This is a genomic window from Microbacterium sp. ZW CA_36 (assembly GCF_044987475.1).
GTDB lineage: Bacteria > Actinomycetota > Actinomycetes > Actinomycetales > Microbacteriaceae > Microbacterium.
The window spans coordinates 53368-70218 of the sequence record NZ_JBJDRL010000021.1; the positions used below are offsets into that span (position 1 = coordinate 53368).

The 16851-nt window shown below is 71.3% G+C and carries 17 protein-coding genes; 9 read left to right on the plus strand and 8 right to left on the minus strand.

The window, feature by feature from the left end; all coding sequences use genetic code 11:
* Positions 1-88: 88 nt before the first annotated feature.
* Together ACI3KX_RS11115 and ACI3KX_RS11120 are read left to right on the plus strand one after the other, a co-directional pair.
* Positions 89-1288, plus strand: coding sequence for an LLM class flavin-dependent oxidoreductase (locus ACI3KX_RS11115; protein WP_404909806.1), 1200 nt, complete (start codon positions 89-91; stop codon positions 1286-1288).
* A gap of 1 nt (position 1289) precedes the next feature.
* The gene (locus ACI3KX_RS11120; protein WP_363357710.1) at positions 1290-1934 is read left to right on the plus strand and encodes an FMN reductase; all 645 of its coding nucleotides are present in this window, start codon (positions 1290-1292) and stop codon (positions 1932-1934) included.
* A 12-nt stretch (positions 1935-1946) separates the two neighbouring features.
* On the opposite strand, the gene ACI3KX_RS11125 is transcribed toward ACI3KX_RS11120, so the two are convergent.
* Together ACI3KX_RS11125 and ACI3KX_RS11130 are read right to left on the minus strand one after the other, a co-directional pair.
* On the minus strand, positions 1947-2786 hold the full coding sequence (locus tag ACI3KX_RS11125; RefSeq protein WP_404909786.1) for a DNA/RNA non-specific endonuclease: 840 nt from the start codon (positions 2784-2786) through the stop codon (positions 1947-1949).
* Positions 2767-3426, minus strand: coding sequence for a DedA family protein (locus ACI3KX_RS11130; protein ID WP_404909787.1), 660 nt, complete (start codon positions 3424-3426; stop codon positions 2767-2769). Before ACI3KX_RS11130 ends, ACI3KX_RS11125 begins: the two co-directional genes overlap by 20 nt.
* Positions 3427-3565: 139 nt before the next feature.
* On the opposite strand from ACI3KX_RS11130, the gene ACI3KX_RS11135 reads away from it, so the two are divergent.
* A complete protein-coding gene (locus ACI3KX_RS11135; protein WP_404909788.1) occupies positions 3566-5539 on the plus strand; it encodes a glycosyltransferase in 1974 nt (657 codons plus the stop codon).
* A 46-nt stretch (positions 5540-5585) separates the two neighbouring features.
* On the opposite strand, the gene ACI3KX_RS11140 is transcribed toward ACI3KX_RS11135, so the two are convergent.
* Entirely contained in the window at positions 5586-6269 is a 684-nt protein-coding gene (locus ACI3KX_RS11140; RefSeq protein ID WP_404909790.1) for a response regulator, read from the minus strand.
* Positions 6266-7525: an ATP-binding protein gene (locus ACI3KX_RS11145; protein ID WP_404909792.1), complete on the minus strand. Its 1260-nt coding sequence runs from the start codon at positions 7523-7525 to the stop codon at positions 6266-6268. Before ACI3KX_RS11145 ends, ACI3KX_RS11140 begins: the two co-directional genes overlap by 4 nt.
* A 184-nt stretch (positions 7526-7709) precedes the next feature.
* On the opposite strand from ACI3KX_RS11145, the gene ACI3KX_RS11150 reads away from it, so the two are divergent.
* Positions 7710-9161, plus strand: coding sequence for a cation:dicarboxylate symporter family transporter (locus ACI3KX_RS11150; RefSeq protein ID WP_404909794.1), 1452 nt, complete (start codon positions 7710-7712; stop codon positions 9159-9161).
* An 89-nt stretch (positions 9162-9250) separates the two neighbouring features.
* Here the strand turns inward: ACI3KX_RS11150 and ACI3KX_RS11155 are convergent, their stop codons facing one another.
* From ACI3KX_RS11155 to ACI3KX_RS11165, 3 genes are read right to left on the minus strand one after another with little or no spacing between them, the layout of a single operon-like run.
* On the minus strand, positions 9251-9976 hold the full coding sequence (locus ACI3KX_RS11155; protein WP_404909795.1) for a YrhK family protein: 726 nt from the start codon (positions 9974-9976) through the stop codon (positions 9251-9253).
* Positions 9973-10158 (minus strand): hypothetical protein, encoded by a 186-nt coding sequence (locus ACI3KX_RS11160; protein ID WP_363357702.1) that lies wholly within the window; start codon positions 10156-10158, stop codon positions 9973-9975. The genes ACI3KX_RS11155 and ACI3KX_RS11160 overlap by 4 nt, the downstream gene beginning before the upstream one ends.
* Before the next feature lie 15 nt (positions 10159-10173).
* Positions 10174-10356, minus strand: a complete 183-nt coding sequence (locus ACI3KX_RS11165) for a DUF5302 domain-containing protein (RefSeq protein WP_308869768.1) — start codon at positions 10354-10356, stop codon at positions 10174-10176.
* A gap of 335 nt (positions 10357-10691) precedes the next feature.
* On the opposite strand from ACI3KX_RS11165, the gene ACI3KX_RS11170 reads away from it, so the two are divergent.
* The 3 genes from ACI3KX_RS11170 (at position 10692) to ACI3KX_RS11180 (ending at position 15086) form a co-directional block, all read left to right on the plus strand.
* The gene (locus ACI3KX_RS11170; protein WP_349427043.1) at positions 10692-12983 is read left to right on the plus strand and encodes a polyribonucleotide nucleotidyltransferase; all 2292 of its coding nucleotides are present in this window, start codon (positions 10692-10694) and stop codon (positions 12981-12983) included.
* Between the two features lie 315 nt (positions 12984-13298).
* A complete protein-coding gene (locus tag ACI3KX_RS11175) occupies positions 13299-14360 on the plus strand; it encodes an aldo/keto reductase (RefSeq protein ID WP_404909798.1) in 1062 nt (353 codons plus the stop codon).
* Positions 14361-14483: 123 nt separating this feature from the next.
* Positions 14484-15086, plus strand: a complete 603-nt coding sequence (locus tag ACI3KX_RS11180; protein ID WP_349427045.1) for a histidine phosphatase family protein — start codon at positions 14484-14486, stop codon at positions 15084-15086.
* Between the two features lie 23 nt (positions 15087-15109).
* Here ACI3KX_RS11180 and ACI3KX_RS11185 read toward each other — a convergent pair whose 3' ends face one another.
* A complete protein-coding gene (locus tag ACI3KX_RS11185; RefSeq protein WP_404909800.1) occupies positions 15110-15583 on the minus strand; it encodes a GNAT family N-acetyltransferase in 474 nt (157 codons plus the stop codon).
* A 72-nt stretch (positions 15584-15655) separates the two neighbouring features.
* On the opposite strand from ACI3KX_RS11185, the gene ACI3KX_RS11190 reads away from it, so the two are divergent.
* Positions 15656-16471 (plus strand): 4-hydroxy-tetrahydrodipicolinate reductase, encoded by an 816-nt coding sequence (locus ACI3KX_RS11190; RefSeq protein WP_404909802.1) that lies wholly within the window; start codon positions 15656-15658, stop codon positions 16469-16471.
* The coding region (locus tag ACI3KX_RS11195; RefSeq protein ID WP_404909804.1) for a hypothetical protein at positions 16468-16851 on the plus strand (384 nt) is incomplete at its 3' end. The genes ACI3KX_RS11190 and ACI3KX_RS11195, both read left to right, overlap by 4 nt.

Below are 16851 nucleotides of genomic sequence, written 5' to 3' on the forward strand. Positions count from 1 at the left end.
TCCGCGACGGAGATCCCGCACGGCGAACGGAGCCCTGAGTCAGGGGAGCGGAGAAGCGATCGTGAGCGAGAGCACCACGTGGTCGGGAATGCAGTTCGGCATCTTCACGGTGAGCGACATCACCCAGGACCCGACCGACGGCACCACGCCCAGTGAGGCCGAGAGGATCCGGGCGACCATCGAGATCGCCAAGCACGCCGAGGAGGTGGGCCTGGATGTCTTCGCCCTCGGCGAGCACCACAACCCGCCGTTCTGGTCGTCGTCGCCCACCACGACGCTCGCGTACATCGCCGCGCAGACCGAGCGGCTCATCCTGTCGACCGCGACGACGCTCATCACCACCAACGACCCGGTGAAGATCGCCGAGGACTACGCGATGCTGCAGCACGTGTCGGGCGGGCGGACCGACCTCATGATCGGGCGCGGCAACACCGGCCCGGTATATCCGTGGTTCGGCAAGGACATCCGCCAGGGCCTGCCGCTCGCGATCGAGAACTACAACCTGTTGCATCGCCTGTGGCGTGAGGACGTCGTGGACTGGGAGGGTCAGTTCCGCACGCCCCTGCAGGGCTTCACGTCGACCCCGCGTCCGCTCGACGGCGTGGCGCCGTTCGTGTGGCACGGCTCGATCCGCACCCCCGAGATCGCGGAGCAGGCGGCGTACTACGGCGACGGCTTCTTCGCGAACAACATCTTCTGGCCGAAGGAGCACTACCAGCGCCTGATCCAGCTGTACCGTCAGCGCTACGCGCACTACGGTCACGGCACGCCCGAGCAGGCGATCGTGGGCCTCGGCGGCCAGGTGTTCATGGCCTCGAAGTCGCAGGACGCGGTGACGCAGTTCCGCCCGTACTTCGACAACGCGCCGGTCTACGGCCACGGCCCGTCGCTCGAGGACTTCAGCGAGATGACGCCCCTCACCGTGGGCTCGCCCCAGCAGGTGATCGATCGCTACGCCGCCATGCGCGACACGTACGGCGACTACCAGCGCCAGCTCTTCCTCATGGACCACGCCGGCCTGCCGCTGAAGACGGTGCTCGAGCAGCTCGACATCCTGGGCGGCGAGGTCGTCCCGGTGCTCCGCAAGGAGCTGCAGAAGAACCGCGCGCCGGAGGTCCCGGATGCCCCGACCCACGCGAACCTCGTGGCCGCGGCCTATGGCGACCAGGCGCCGCGCCAGGCGGTGCCCGGAGCGAACCGCGGCGACAACCTCGTGGGAACCAGCCCGTACCAGGACAGCCCGGCGCCCGCGGGCGCCGCGTTCGGCCTCGGCCGGAAGGAGGCGTGACATGACCGCGCGCCGCATCGCCGTCATCTCGGCAGGCCTGTCGAACCCGTCCTCGACGCGCATGCTCGCCGACCGGCTCGCCGCCGCGACGACGAAGCAGCTGTCGGAGCGGGGCATCGAGATCGAGGTCGACGTCTTCGAGCTGCGCGACTACGCGCACGACATCACGAACAACCTCCTGACGGGGTTCGCTCCGCCCGCCCTGGAGTCCGTGATCAACGCGGTCGTCTCGGCCGACGCGGTCATCGCGGTCACGCCGATCTTCTCCACGAGCTACTCGGGGCTGTTCAAGTCCTTCATCGACGTGCTCGACCCCGATGCCCTCACCGGCAAGCCCGTGCTGATCGGCGCGAACGCGGGCACCGCCCGCCACTCGCTCGCGATCGACTACGCGATCCGGCCGCTGTTCACGTACCTGCACGCCGAGCCGGTCTCGACCGGCGTGTTCGCCGCTTCGAGCGACTGGGGTGCGTCGGCCGACAACATCGCGCCGCTCGCAGAGCGGATCGACCGCGGTGCGCGCGAGCTCGCCGATGCGATCGCGCGGCGGGAGCCGGCGACGGACTCGGATCCGTTCGATCCCGCCAACTACTTGGGCGAGGGCCGCTCGTTCGGCCACCTGCTGGGCGGTCTCGCGGGGGAGTAGCCCCGCGAACCCTCAGTCCAGCACGATGTCCTCCGGTGCGCGGAGGGGGCGCCACGCGTCCTCTCCGCGCACCGCGGTGCCGGCACGCCCGACCTGGCGCATCACGTCGGCGTCGACGAGCTCTCCGAGATCGACACCGGTGAGCGTCTCGATGTCGGCGATCGGCACCTGGAACGTGCGGAAGGCACCCAGCGAGGGCACGGCGAGGGCTCCCTGCGTCACGTCGATGAGCTCCGACTGGTCCAGCAGGAAGCCCGCCGCCGCAAGGCGCGGCGATGGCCCTCCCTCCTGTGTCGCCCACGCGGCGACCTTGAAGAAGCGGCGTGGGATGCGGATGCCGCGATACGGCGGGTCGTCGTCGGCGAGGACCGGGGCCGTGAAGACGCTCAGCCGCTCGTCGGTCGTGTCGGCGAACTCCAGCACATGGTCCTCGAGACCCAGCCACAGCTCCTTCGACTGATTGAACCCGCTCGCTTGCGGGGCCGCGTTGGGATAGACGAAGGTGGCCTCCATCGCCTCGCGCGCCTGCGCGGTCGTGCCCCATCCCGGATCCCGGCGACGCACCAGGTGCCCGCGATCGAGGTCGTTCGACGCGTAGACGGCGGGGCCGGCCTGCTCCGCCGCGGGTGCCCGGGTATCCAGCTGCCATTCGCCCGTGCGTGGCAGGTCGCGCAGCGAAGAGCCGTCGATGTTCACCGCCGTCACCACGGCGAGCCGCCGCTGCGGCTCGAGCAGGATCGTGAACCGCGGGTAGGTGAGGAGGCGCACCTCACGCGCCGCCGACGGGCGCGGGAGGGGGAGCGGGATGCCGAGGAACCGCTCATCGTATGCGTCAAAGGTCTCGTCTGCCACGAGTCCATCCTGGCTGGTCGCGCCGACGGTCGACGCGCGAGCCGACGGCACGGCCGCCGCGCAGGCGACGCGCGAGCACCGCGTCGATGCCGATGCCGACGCCCACCGCCACCACCACCGAGACGACCACGGCGACCACCGGCCCGCCGGGCAGCAACGTCGCCACCGCCGCGCCGATGAGCGCCTGATACAGCGCCCACAGAGATGCCGCCAGCGCGTCGACGGCGAGATACCGCGCCGCGCCGATCCGGGTCGCCCCCACGGCGAGGTTGACCGCGAGACGGGCGAACGGGATGAAGCGCGCGGTGAACAGCACGAGCGCCGTCCGCTGCTCGAGGCGCGCCTGCGCCCACGTCAGCGCGGCACGCACGCGCGGTGCCCGCATCCAGCGCCACCGGTCGAGCCCGATCGTGCGCCCGACGAGATAGCAGGCGGCGTCCCCGGCGATCGCGGCGACGGTCGCGACCGCGATGACCGCGCCCAGGGGCGGCTCCCCGCCGGACACCGAGAGGGCGCCGAACGCCGTCACCGCCGCCTCGCCCGGGATCACCACGAGGAACGCGTCGCCCAGAACCAGCGCGAACAGCACGACGAGTGCCCACGGACTCCGCGCGACCTCGATCAGCAGCTCCTCGACCACGTCTCCTTGGTACTCCGCCGCGGTGAACGGCGACGGAACGGGGCACGTCCGGTGGCGTGCCGAGGTGCATCGGGTGAACACTTCCGTGCGCGCGCCGGTTCGCGGCATCCGCCCCGTTCCACCCGGTCACCCTGGAGGCGTGAGAGTCGCACTGCTCGCCGAGTCGTTCCTGCCCCACATGAACGGGGTGACGGGTTCGGTGCTCCATGTCCTCCGTCATCTCGCCGCCGAAGGCCACGAGACCCTCGTCATCGCGCCGCGCGCCGGCGAGATCACCACCGACCTCCACGGCGCCCGCACCGAGCTGCTGCGGTCGACGCCGCTGCCGTCGTACCCGGAGGTGCGCATCGTCTTCGCCCGGGCCGCGCGCCTGACGGCGATCCTCCGCGAGTTCCGGCCCGACGTCGTGCACCTGGCGTCGCCGTTCGTGCTGGGCTGGCAGGGCCTCGCCGCCGCCGACGCGCTGCGCGTGCCGGCCGTCGCGGTCTATCAGACCGACGTCGTCGCGTACGCGGAGAAGTACGGGATGCCGCAGGCCGCGGCCCTCGTCGGCCGCCACGTCGCGCGGCTGCACCGGCGCGCCACACTCACGCTGGCTCCGTCGACAGCGTCTCTGCAGCAGCTCGAAGCTCTCGGCGTCGACAGGCTGCGCCGATGGGGCCGGGGCGTCGACACCGCCCGCTTCGGCCCGGAGCGGCGGAGCGACACGTGGCGCGCGCGCGTCGCCCCGGGCCGCACGATCGTGGGCTACGTCGGCCGGCTCGCACCCGAGAAGCAGGTCGAAGACCTCGCCGCGCTCGCCGGCATCGACGGCACGCGCCTGGTGATCGTCGGCGACGGGCCCGCGCGCCCCGCGCTCGAGCGGGCGCTGCCCGATGCCGTGTTCACCGGTCACCTCACCGGCAGCGCGCTCGCCGAGGCACTGGCGAGCTTCGACGTGTTCGTGCATCCGGGGGAGAGCGAGACGTTCGGCCAGACGATCCAGGAGGCTCTCGCCAGCGGCGTGCCCGTCGTGGCGACCGGGATCGGCGGGCCCGTCGACCTGGTGCGATCGAGCGTCGACGGCTGGCTGTACCGCCCCGGCGATCTGCGTGACCTCCGCGCCCGCGTCGCCGACCTCGCCGGCGACGCGGGCAAGCGCCGTGCCTTCGCGGTGGCGGCCCGCGATTCGGTGCGCGACCGCTCGTGGGATGCCCTGTGCCGTCAGCTCGTCGGGCACTACGAGGACGCACGGATGCTGCGCCCCCTCGACGACGCACAGCGCCGGCGTGCCGGCATCCGTCCATCGTCGCCCGCCGCCGTGGCCGCGGTCCGGCCGCGCTGGTCGCGTTACGTCGCCCTCGGCGACTCGCTCACCGAAGGACTCTGCGACACCTCCCGTATGCCGGCGGGGCAGTACCGCGGCTGGGCGGATCGCCTGGCGCAGCTGCTCGCGCACGAGGCGACCGGCACGGCGCCGTTCCGCTACGCGAACCTCGCCGTGCGCAGTCGCCGGGTGCGTCACCTCACGGCAGAGCAGCTACCGCAGGCGCTGTCACTGCGGCCCGACCTCGTGTCGATCCTGATGGGCGCCAATGATCTCGTCGGCCGGCGCGTCGACATCGCCCGGCTCGCGGCGGAGCTGGAGGCGTCCGTCCGCACGCTGCGGGACGCCGGCATCGACGTCCTCCTCGTCACGCCGTTCCTTCCGCGCCGACGTGCGGCGGTCCTGTTCGAGCGCAGGTTCGCCGCGTTCGCCTCCGAGCTGCGGCGGATCGCCGCAGGCACCGGCGCCCTGCTGCTCGACCTCGACGCTATCCCCGCCATCGGAGACCTCGACCTGTGGGCGTCCGACCGGGTGCACCTGCGTTCGCGAGGACACCGGTTCCTGGCCTATCGCGCGGCCGAGACCCTCGGCGTCCGCGATGCCGAGGCGCTCGGCGGACTCGACGCCGCCCTCCACGCCGACGACGACCCGGTCGCGCAGGGGACGTGGCTGAGCCGCGACGTCCTGCCGTGGGCCTGGCGCCGTCTGAGGGGACGCACGGCGGGCGACGGCGTCGCACCGAAGCACAGCGCGTACGTCGTCATCGGCGGGGGCGGCGAGGTGCGCTCCCGGAGCCGGACCACCTGACGGGCACCGGGGCTCCCGGAGCGGCACCGACGCGGCTCCTGCGGTGTCAGGCGCCGTCCAGCCAGGCGTACTCCGACTCGGGCCGGCCCGGGGTGCCGTAGCGCGGCGAACGGCTCACCCGGCCCGCCTCGACCAGGTGCTCGAGGTAGCGGCGTGCCGCGACGCGCGACATCCCGAGCCGCGCGGCGGACTCCCCAGCCGACACCGGTCCGTGCTCCCGCACATCGGCCGTCACCTTCGCGAGGGTGTCGCCCGCCAGTCCCTTGGGGAGGGCCACGGGCAGCGCGGGACGGAATGCGCCGAGCAGCGCGTCGATCTCCGACTGCGTCGGCGACCCCGCCGCTTCCGCCGCCCGCTGGCGATACTCGCGGTACTGCTCGAGGCGCTCGCGGAAGACGCCGAACGTGAACGGCTTGACCAGGTACTGCGAGACCCCCAGGCTGACCATCTGGCGCACCACGTCGGCATCGCGGACGCCGGTGACCGCGATGACGTCGACATCGGACGCCCGCGCGCGGATCTGTCGCAGGACGTCGAGTCCGGTGCCGTCCGGCATCGTGACGTCGAGGAGCACGAGATCGATGTCTGCGGCTCGGCCGAGGATGGCCGCCACGGCCGCCCGCGCACCCGTGCACTCCGCGGCCACGCGGAACCCGTCGAGCCGCTCCACATAGGTGCGGTGCATCTCGAGCGTCAGCGCGTCGTCGTCGACGAGCAGCACCCCGATCACGGCCGTCTCGCGGGCAGCACGGCCGTGAAGGTGGTCGGCGCGGCGTCGATCGAGATGCTCCCGCCCGCGTCCTCGACGATCGACCGCACGAGCGCCAGGCCGACGCCACGCCCGTCCGCGCCCGCGGGCTTGGTCGAGAACCCGTGCTCGAACACCCGCTCCCGCAGATCGTCCGGGATGCCGGAGCCGCTGTCGGTCACGACGATCCGGAGCCCGCCGGGCAGGGCCGGCTCGAAGGCGATGCGCACCCAGCGCGGCGGCTCGCCCGAGGCCGCGGCATCCAGCGCGTTGTCGATGAGGTTGCCGACCACCGAGACGGCGTCCACCGGCGAGAGCACACTGCGCGGGGCGGCGGGGTCGATCTCGGCACTCCACTCGACGCCGTGCTCGCGAGCCTGCGCCGCCTTCCCCAGGAGCAGCGCGCCCACCGTCGGGTCGCCGTCGCGGCGCGCGGCGACCTGGTCGACCAGCGCCTGACTCTGGCGGGACGTCTCGGTGAGGATCTCGATCGCCTCCCGGGTGCGGCCGAGCTCGAGCAGCGACACGGCGGTGTGCATGCGGTTGCCGTGCTCGTGCGTCTGCGCCCGGAGCGCCTCGCCCAGGGTGCGCATCGACTCGTATGAGGCGACGGCGTCGCGGATGCTGCCGGCCGGCAGATCCCCCGCCAGCCGGCGCGTGGTGCGCCGGGCGAGGAGGGCGCCCGCGAGGCCCGCCACGAGCACGGCGAGCACGATCACGATGACGAACGGAAGCCGGGGGAGGAGGTCGGAGGCGATGCTGCCCACGGTCCGGCCCACCGACACCCAGCCGACGACGACGCCATCCGCTTCGACCGGCACGATCGTCCGCACCGACGGGCCGAGCGTGCCCGCGAACTCCTCGGTCAGCGGCACGGGCTCCGTCGGGATCGTTCCGAGATACGTGCGCCCGATCTCGGCGGGATCGCGGTGGGTGACGCGGATGCCGTCGGGCGTCATGATCGTGACGAAGTCCACGCCGGCGCCGGCCATAATGCCCTCCGCGAACGGCTGGAGGACGGCGGTGGCGTCGCCGGCGGCGAGAGCGTCCGCCACGGACGGTGCGACGGCGATCGACGTCGCGACCCCCCGCGTCACCTCCTCTGCCTCCGCCCGGGCGGAGCGCTGCGCATCGAGGACGAGGAGCACCGCGAGCAGCGCGACGAGGACGGCGACGGCGGCCGCCACGGCGACGAAGACCAGCGACGCCGCGCTGACACGGCGAGCGTCTGCGCGCATGCGACCTCCTCGTGGCTGTGCTCGCTCCATCCTCCCCCGCCGGCGTCGATCGCGGGCCCGTGATTCCGCGACCAATACGACCACAACTCACCGCACCCACCGGCGACGCGCACGCTGGGCACAACGCCGGACCCGCATCCGGTTCCGGCGGCTCGGACAACGACTGTTCACACAGGAGGCGATGATGGCTCTTTCGACCCGGACGACTTCGTTCACCCTTCCCGGCTTCAACTGGCGCCGTGGCAAGCAGGCATGGGACAAGCACACGTGGCTCTATGTCGCGGTGATCGCCGCGGTGGTGCTGGGCGCGGCGGTGGGGCTTCTCTGGCCCGAGGTGGGACAGGCGATGCGGCCCCTCGGCGTCGCGTTCGTCAGCCTCATCAAGATGATGATCGCGCCGATCATCTTCTGCACGATCGTCGTGGGCGTCGGCTCGATCGCGAAGGCCGCGACGGTCGGCAAGATCGGCGGGCTCGCCCTCCTGTACTTCATGGTGATGTCCACGTTCGCGCTCGCGATCGGCCTCGTCGTCGGCAACCTCCTGCATCCCGGCGAGGGCCTCAACATGGCGACCGCGACCTATGAGGCTACGGCCGAGGCCAAGACGACCGAGCAGTTCCTCCTCGGCATCATCCCCACGACATTCTTCTCCGCCTTCACGGGGGAGAGCGTCCTCCAGGTGCTGTTCATCGCCCTGCTCGTCGGCTTCGCGCTCCAGCAGATGGGCGCCAAGGGGCAGCCGATCATGAACGCGGTGAAGCACCTGCAGGCGCTGGTCTTCCGCATCCTGGGCATGATCCTCTGGCTGGCGCCGATCGGCGCGTTCGGCGCGATCGCCGCCGTCGTCGGCGACACCGGCATCGCGGCGATCTGGAGCCTTGGCCTGCTCATGGTCGCGTTCTACATCACCTGCATCGTGTTCATCGTCGGGATCCTCGGCACGCTGCTGTACGCGGTGACCCGGGTGAGCATCTTCAGCCTCATCAAGTACCTCGCCCGCGAGTACCTCCTCATCGTGGGAACGTCGTCTTCGGAGTCGGCGCTGCCGCGCCTGATCGCGAAGATGGAGCACCTGGGCGTCTCCAAGCCCGTCGTCGGCATCACCGTGCCCACCGGGTACTCCTTCAACCTCGACGGCACGGCGATCTACCTCACGATGGCGTCGCTGTTCATCGCCAGCGGCATGGGCGCGCCCATGTCGATCGGCGAGCAGATCGGCCTGCTGGTGTTCATGATCATCGCGTCGAAGGGGGCCGCCGGCGTCACCGGCGCAGGTCTGGCGACTCTGGCCGGCGGCCTTCAGGCCTACCGCCCCGACCTCGTCAACGGCGTCGGCGTCATCGTCGGCATCGACCGGTTCATGTCGGAGGGCCGCGCTCTCACGAACTTCACCGGGAACGCGGTGGCGACCGTGCTGATCGGCTCGTGGACGAAGGAGTTCGACGCCGCGCGCGCCCGGCGGGTGCTCGCCGGCGAGCTGCCGTTCGACGAGGCCACGCTGTCGGGCAGCGACCACGACGGGATGTCGGAGTCGCCGGATGCCGTGGGCGTCCAGGGCCTCGAGGAGGCCGCCGTCGTGGAGGCGGAGGCCAAGGAGCAGCGCGCGCGGGAACGTGCCGCGCAGCTCACGCGCTGACCCGGAGACCTCCGCGCCCTCGTGCCACGGCACCGGGGCGCGGAGTTCTGCGTCGGCAGGCTGGGCGCGCGTTTCGCGGTGCGACCGGTTCACCCCGCCGGGTGACGGCGAAGGCGCTTGAGGATGTCGCCGTGGTGGATGGTGCGGCGTGACAGCACGGCGGCGGCGAAGAAGCAGAGTGCACCGATCGCGGTGCCGAGGTTCGTCCACCTCACGCTGACGAGATCGCCCGTGGCCGGCACCACATAGGCCGCGACCGCGGACACGCCGAACGCGATCGACCCGAGCATGTTGAGGCCGGTGCCGTGCCAGGTGCGGGCATCGCGATCCCACAGGCGCTCCCGACCGCGGGTGGCCTCGATCGCCAGGAAACTCGACACCAGGAACGCGACCGACCCCCAGGCGTCGGGGCGCCATCCGACGCCGACCGCGTCGGGACGGGCTATCGCGGCGAGCAGTGCGACGAGCGTCGAGGCGTTGAACAGCAGCGTCCCGGCGAACTGGATGGCGGCGGACCACCAGTCCGCGCGGTCGGGCCGGTTCGTGCGTCCTCTCGGTGGACGGCGTCCACTGAGAAGCAGCTGGATCAGCGCCGCGACGGTGAAGAACATGGAGCCGACGAAGAACGTGACGTTGGTCCACACCGTGCCAGCCCAGTCCGCATACAGCGGCAGCGCTCCCGCGAAGAAGCACAGCGAGCCGATCGCGAAGCCCCATGCCTCCCGGCGGAGCCGCCGCACCCTGTCGGGCGCGACGCCCGCGACGTCATCTGCCACGGCTGCGGCGTCCTCCTGGTGCGGGGAGCCGTCGCTCACGCGTCGGGATCGAGCTCGCCGGACTCGACGGCCGACTCCCGCTCCTCCAGATCGAGCTCGTCGACCTGCTTCTCGACCGATTCCATCGGGTCGAGGGTCGCCGGTGGCAGCTCGAACTCGGCGTCGTCGTCGAGCGGCACATCGCGCTCGTCGTCGGGGATCCGCTCACGGAAGTCGCTCATGCCGGCCTTCGATCGTCAGCCGCTCTTGCGGCGGAACTCGCGCTTGGTCACAGCCCCGTGGGTCCCGTGAACGGCCGAGTCTCCGTCGAGGTGGGACTCTCCTTCGCGGTGCTGCGCATTCTTCTTGTCGAGTGCTTCCTTGAACTTGCGCTTCATCTCATCGGATGCCGCGCCCGCCGGCTTCTCGTCGGTGCTCATGACCCCCACCCTACGCACGCCCGGCGACGATGTCATTCGGAGTTTCCCCGCGGCCCGCCGACGGTGAGGCCGGGACGGGCACCACTGATAGGATCGGACAGGCTGCCCTCGGGCATCCGCTCAATTCAATATGAGCTCACGGAGCAGGCCGGCAGCTAGCTGGTCCCCTGTGGTGGTCTCCTCGTCGCGCCGGCGCCGGGTGGATTTCTACTGGTGGCCAGTGCTGGCGCGAATCGCGGCGATCGCCGCGCGCCGAGATCTGCCTGTTCCTGCTCCTTCGCACAAGCTCGTGCGCGAAACGCGCGTGCGAGCCTAAACAAAGAAGGAGAGACCTCTTGGAAGGTCCTGAAATCACCGCCGCGGAAGCCGTTCTCGACAACGGCCGCTTCGGCACCCGTACCGTCCGGTTCGAGACCGGACGTCTCGCGCAGCAGGCGCAGGGCGCGGTCGCCGCCTACCTCGACGAGGAGACGATGCTCCTCTCGGCCACGAGCGCGAGCAAGCAGCCCCGCGAGGGCTTCGACTTCTTCCCGCTGACCGTCGACGTCGAAGAGCGCTCGTACGCCGCGGGCAAGATCCCCGGTTCGTTCTTCCGCCGCGAGGGTCGCCCCTCGACCGAGGCGATCCTGGTGTGCCGTCTCATCGACCGCCCGCTGCGCCCGTCGTTCGTCGACGGCCTCCGCAACGAGGTGCAGATCGTCGTGACCGTGCTCTCGATCGCGCCGGGCGAGTTCTACGACGCGCTCGCGATCAACGCGGCCTCGCTGTCGACCCAGATCTCGGGTCTGCCGTTCTCGGGCCCGATCGCCGGTGTGCGCCTCGCGCTCATCCCCGGCCACGGCGAGAACGCCGACCAGTGGATCGCCTTCCCGACCGTGACGCAGCTCGAGGACGCCGTCTTCGACCTCATCGTCGCCGGTCGCGTCATCACCGATGCCGATGGCAACGAGGACGTCGCGATCATGATGGTCGAGGCCGAGGCCACCGAGGGTTCGTGGAACCTCATCAAGGGCGGCGCGACCAAGCCGAACGAGCAGGTCGTGGCCGAGGGCCTCGAGGCCTCGAAGCCCTTCATCAAGCAGCTCGTCGCCGCGCAGAACGTCGTCGCCAACACGGCTGCCAAGGAGATCAAGGAATTCCCGGTCTTCCTGCCCTACAGCCAGGAGACGTACGACTTCGTCGCGGGTCGCGCCTACGACCGTCTCGTGCCGATCTACCAGATCGCCGAGAAGCAGGAGCGTCAGAACGCCGACGACGCGCTCAAGGACGAGGTCAAGGGACAGCTGCTCGCGGCCGTCGAGGCCGGGGAGCTCCCCGCCGTCGCGACGCTCGAGTTCTCGGCCGCCTACAAGTCGGTGACCAAGAAGATCGTCCGCGGTCGCATCCTCGCGGAGGGTGTCCGCATGGACGGCCGCGGCCTCGCCGACATCCGTCCGCTCGACGCCGAGGTGCAGGTCATCCCGCGTGTCCACGGCTCGGCGATCTTCCAGCGCGGCGAGACCCAGATCCTGGGCGTCACCACGCTGAACATGCTCAAGATGGAGCAGCAGATCGACTCGCTGTCGCCCGTCACGCACAAGCGCTACATGCACCACTACAACTTCCCGCCCTACTCGACCGGTGAGACCGGCCGCGTCGGTTCGCCGAAGCGTCGCGAGATCGGGCACGGCTTCCTCGCCGAGCGCGCGCTCGTGCCGGTGCTGCCCAGCCGCGAGGAGTTCCCGTACGCGATCCGTCAGGTGTCCGAGGCTCTCGGCTCCAACGGCTCGACGTCGATGGGCTCGGTGTGCGCGTCCACGCTGTCGCTGCTGAACGCGGGTGTGCCGCTGCGCGCTCCCGTCGCAGGCATCGCGATGGGTCTCGTGTCGGACGAGGTCGACGGACAGACGCGCTACGCCGCGCTGACCGACATCCTCGGCGCCGAGGACGCCCTGGGTGACATGGACTTCAAGGTGGCCGGCACCAGCGAGTTCGTCACGGCGATCCAGCTCGACACGAAGCTCGACGGCATCCCGTCGTCGGTGCTGACCGCCGCGCTGCAGCAGGCCCGCGAGGCCCGCCTGACGATCCTCGGTGTGCTCAACGCCGCGATCGACGGTCCGGACGAGATGGCGCCCACGGCGCCGCGCGTCATCAGCGTGCAGATCCCGGTCGACAAGATCGGCGAGCTGATCGGCCCGAAGGGCAAGACGATCAACGCGATCCAGGACGAGACCGGCGCGCAGATCTCCATCGAGGAGGACGGCACCGTCTACATCGGCGCGACCGACGGCCCGTCGGCCGAGGCCGCCCGTGCCCAGGTCAACGCGATCGCCAACCCCACCAACCCGGAGGTCGGCGAGCAGTTCCTCGGAACGGTCGTGAAGATCGCGACGTTCGGCGCGTTCATCTCGCTCCTGCCCGGCAAGGACGGCCTGCTGCACGTCAGCGAGGTCCGCAAGCTCGCCGGCGGCAAGCGCGTGGAGAACGTCGAGGACGTGCTCAACGTCGGTCAGAAGCTCCTCGTGAAGATCACGAAGATCGACGACCGCGGCAAGCTCTCGCTCGAGCCGGTGCTCGAAGAGGCGGCCGACCAGGAAGGCCGCGCTGCGGCCAGCGAAGGCCCCGAGGGTCCCGCCGAAGGCTGAACGGCAGCGCTGCAGGGCTCGCACGCCCACTGACCGCGTTCAGTGGGCGTGAAGCCGCAGAATCACGGATGCCCGTCCCTCGCGCGAGGGGCGGGCATCCGTCGTCCGGTCGGCAGATCGCTCAATCTGTCCCCCGAAAGGGGGACAAATCGGCAAGGATCCGCGGCTCGTGATGAAAGCGTTATGTAATGTTTATCGACAGTTCGCCTCAGTGACCGGCGTGCTGTCCGGACTGTCCTAGCCTGTGAGTACGCGCCGGGGGGCGCGCGCACAGTGATCACGAAGCCCCGAGGGGCAGTCGTGAGGGGGTGGGACATGGCTTACTTCGGCGTTGACTCGACGCTCCCACCGGCGAGCCCGGATGCCGCGACCACCGCTCCCACGCCGCAGAGCGGCAGCGCACGCGGTCCGCACCCGTCCGCCCCGATCCCCGTCCAGGGCCCTGCGGTGGGCAGCAATGTCCGCGTCGCACTCGGGGAGAGCGGCGCCGACGTGTTCCCCCTGATCCTCGGTGCCGCCGAATTCGGGTGGAACGTCGACCTGGAGTCGAGCCATGCGATCCTCGACGCCTACGTCGAGCTGGGCGGCAATGCGGTGCACACCGCCGACAGCTACTCCAGCGGCCGCAGCGAGCACATCATCGGCCAGTGGCTGCAGTCGCGCGGCCTGCGCGACGACATCGTGCTCGCGGTCCGCGTCGGCGGCCACGCCGACAACCCCGGGCTCGGGCCGGTCAACCTGGTGCGGGCCGTCGAGGCCTCGCTGACGCGGCTGCGCACCGACCGCATCGACGTGCTCTACCTCGATGCGACGACCGACCCGGGATCCTCTCTCGAAGACACGCTCGCGACGGCGGAATGGCTCGTCGAGGCCGGCAAGGTCCGGGCGCTGGGCGCCATCGGCTACAGCGCGGCGCAGCTCGTCGAGGCGCGCATCTTCGCGTCGGCGGGCTATCCGCGCATCACGGTGCTGGACGTCCCCTTCAACGTGCTGCGCCGCCACGAGTTCGATGCCGACCTGCGCCTCGTCGCGGGTGCGCAGGGGATGGCCGTGACGCCGTCCCACGCTCTCGAGCACGGGTTCCTGGCGGGCCGGCAGCGGTCGAAGCTGCGGGGCGCCCTGTCGGTGCGCGGCGCGCAGCTGGCAGCGAACCTGAATCGTCGCGGCAGCCGGACGCTCCGTGCGCTCGACGCCGTCGGTGCCGAGCTCGGCGTGCCCGACGCCGCGGTGGCCATGGCGTGGCTGCTCGCGCAGAAGCTCGTCGTCGCGCCGATCGTGAACGCGTACGCGCCGCAGCACGTCGAAGAGCTCGTGCAGGGCGTCGGCGTCCGGCTCAGCCGGGCCCAGCTGTCCGATATCGCGCGCGCCTCGGAGTAGGGCCGAACGCTCCCAGAGCGGGGGCGACGCGCCCCTCCACAGCCTCGCGGGCGGCGTCTATGGGGTGTCGTAGTGTGGAGGAAGTGCCTTCCCCGGCACGTGACCCCCGACGGAGTGAGCTGCGTGACGCACTACATCTACCTCGTGCGGCACGGCGAACACCAGGATGCCGAGCACGGACTGATCGACGGGCCACTGTCCCCTCGCGGGCGCCGGCAGGCGGCGCTGCTCGCGGATCGACTCTCGGGGGTTCCGTTCGACGCGGTGTGGCACTCGCCGCTCGAGCGGGCGAGCCAGACCGCACGGGCGGTGGCCGAGCGCATGCCGTCGCTGTCGCCCGAGCCGTCGGCGCTGCTGTTCGACTGCGTGCCCACCGGCATGACCGACGAGACGCCGGCGGCCTTCGAGCCGTTCTTCGGCTCGGTCACCGAGGCCGAGGTCGAGGCCGGACGCGCACAGATGGCCGATGCGACGAGCGAGTTCCTCGCCCGCAAGCGCGGCGAGGTGCACGAGCTGCTCATCACGCACAACTTCGTGATCGCGTGGTTCGTCCGAGAGGTGCTGCAGGCGCCGGACTGGCGGTGGATGACGCTGAACCAGGCGCACTGCGGCCTGACCGTGATCGCGCAGAAGCAGGGGCGCCCGTGGACGCTCCTGTCGCACAACGACATGGCGCACCTGCCCGTCGAGCTGCGCACCGGCCTTCCCGAGGTCTACCCGGTCTGACGCGGCCCACGACCGGCCTGCGCTCAGAGCGCCTTGCCGTACCAGCGGGAGGCGTTGGGGTTGTCGTTGTAGGGCTCGATGGCCTCGAAGCCGGTGCGCGCGTAGAGGGCGCCGGCCGCCTCGAGCGAGTGGTGGGTGTCGAGCACGAGCTCGGCCGCCCCGAACTCGCGGGCTCGCCGCTCCAGGTCCTCGACGATGAGGCGCCCCCAGCCGCGGCCGCGCGTGGACGGGCGGAGGTAGAGGTGCTTGAGCTCGTAGCGGGTGCCGAGCGGCCCCTCCGGGATGAGACGGATGCCGCCGCAGCCCTGGGCGACGCCCTCGTCGTCGTCGAGCACGACGAAGACGCCTGCGGGCGGCATGAACGCCGCCGGATCGGGGAAGGTGGTGCGATACGAGACGCCCTGGACCGCGAACCCTTCGGTGCGGATCTGGAAGTACTCGGCCAGGAGTGCGTGTGCATCGGGTGCGTCGACGGGGGAGGAGCGCAGTTTCACCACCCCTCCAGGGTAGGCGTCGGCGCGGCTGCCGCCCGCCAGGAGTGGTGTCCGGGCGCCGCCTAGGATGGATCCATGACGACACGCGTGGCCATCGTCGGCGGCACTGGGAAGCTGGGCGCGATCATCCGCGACGCGGTCGAGGCCGAGCCCGGGTTCGAGGTCGCGGGCGTCCTGTCGTCGCGCTCCGAGCTGTCCGAGCTCGACGGCGCCGATCTGGTGGTCGACGCCTCGACGCCGGCGGTGTCGATCGATGTCGTGCGTGCGGCGATCGAGCGCCGCATCAACGTGCTTGTGGGCACCTCCGGGTGGTCCGCCGAGCGCATCGCTCTCGTGCGCCCGCTCGTCGAGGCGGCGGGCACCGGCGCGGTCTTCATCCCCAACTTCTCGATCGGCTCGGTGCTGGGCTCCGCCCTCGCGGCGGCCGCGGCGCCCTTCTTCCCCTCGATCGAGATCGTCGAGGCGCACCGCGAGACCAAGATCGACTCGCCGAGCGGCACCGCGGTGCGCACCGCGGAGCTCATCGCGTCCGCCCGTGAGACGGTGGGCCCGGTCGAGTCGCCCCACGTCGACCAGCGCGCCCGCGGACAGCAGGTCGCCAGCGTGCCGATCCACTCGCTGCGCCGCCCCGGAGTCGTCGCCCGCCAGGAGACGGTCCTCTCGGGAGCCGGCGAGTCCCTCACGATTGTGCACGACACCGTGGAGCCCGCGCAGGCGTACGGTCCCGGCATCCGTCTCGCCCTCGCGGCGGCGCGCGACGCCACCGGAGTCATCATCGGACTCGACAGCCTGATCGACGTCGGCATCGGCGGTCGCACGGCACCCGCCGACGGGCGACCCGTCGACGAGGGTGGGGTGCCCGGCCAGGTCGCCCGCGCGACCGGCGCATGAGCGCTCGCATCGGCGTCGTCGTCATGGCGGCGCTGCTCGCGCTGTACATCGTGCTCGTCGGGCAGCGCGCGTGGCTGCTGATCGCGAGCGGCGATCCGATCGGCATCGCGATGGGCATCGCCCTCGTCGTCCTCCCGGTCATCGCCGCCTGGGCGCTCGGCCGCGAGCTGTGGTTCGGCGTCCGTGCGCAGCAGCTCGGCCGGCGGCTGGAGGCTGAGGGAGGGCTGCCGGCCGACGAGGTCGCGGTGCGCCCGAGCGGCCGCGTCCTGCGCGAGGACGGGGATGCCGTGTTCCCCGCTTACCGCGCGGAGGCTGAGGCCCACCCCGACGACTGGCGGGCCTGGTACCGGCTCGGCCTCGCCTACGACGCCGCCGGGGAC

Excerpts from the sequence above, each read along its gene's own strand:
- ACI3KX_RS11115 (WP_404909806.1), top strand. The coding sequence starts at position 89 with ATGCAGTTCGGCATCTTCACGGTGAGCGACATCACCCAGGACCCGACC.
- ACI3KX_RS11120 (WP_363357710.1), top strand. The coding sequence starts at position 1,290 with ATGACCGCGCGCCGCATCGCCGTCATCTCGGCAGGCCTGTCGAACCCG.
- ACI3KX_RS11145 (WP_404909792.1), bottom strand. The coding sequence starts at position 7,525 with ATGCGCGCAGACGCTCGCCGTGTCAGCGCGGCGTCGCTGGTCTTCGTC.
- ACI3KX_RS11150 (WP_404909794.1), top strand. The coding sequence starts at position 7,710 with ATGGCTCTTTCGACCCGGACGACTTCGTTCACCCTTCCCGGCTTCAAC.
- ACI3KX_RS11160 (WP_363357702.1), bottom strand. The coding sequence starts at position 10,158 with ATGAGCGACTTCCGTGAGCGGATCCCCGACGACGAGCGCGATGTGCCG.
- ACI3KX_RS11165 (WP_308869768.1), bottom strand. The coding sequence starts at position 10,356 with ATGAGCACCGACGAGAAGCCGGCGGGCGCGGCATCCGATGAGATGAAG.
- ACI3KX_RS11175 (WP_404909798.1), top strand. The coding sequence starts at position 13,299 with ATGGCTTACTTCGGCGTTGACTCGACGCTCCCACCGGCGAGCCCGGAT.
- ACI3KX_RS11190 (WP_404909802.1), top strand. The coding sequence starts at position 15,656 with ATGACGACACGCGTGGCCATCGTCGGCGGCACTGGGAAGCTGGGCGCG.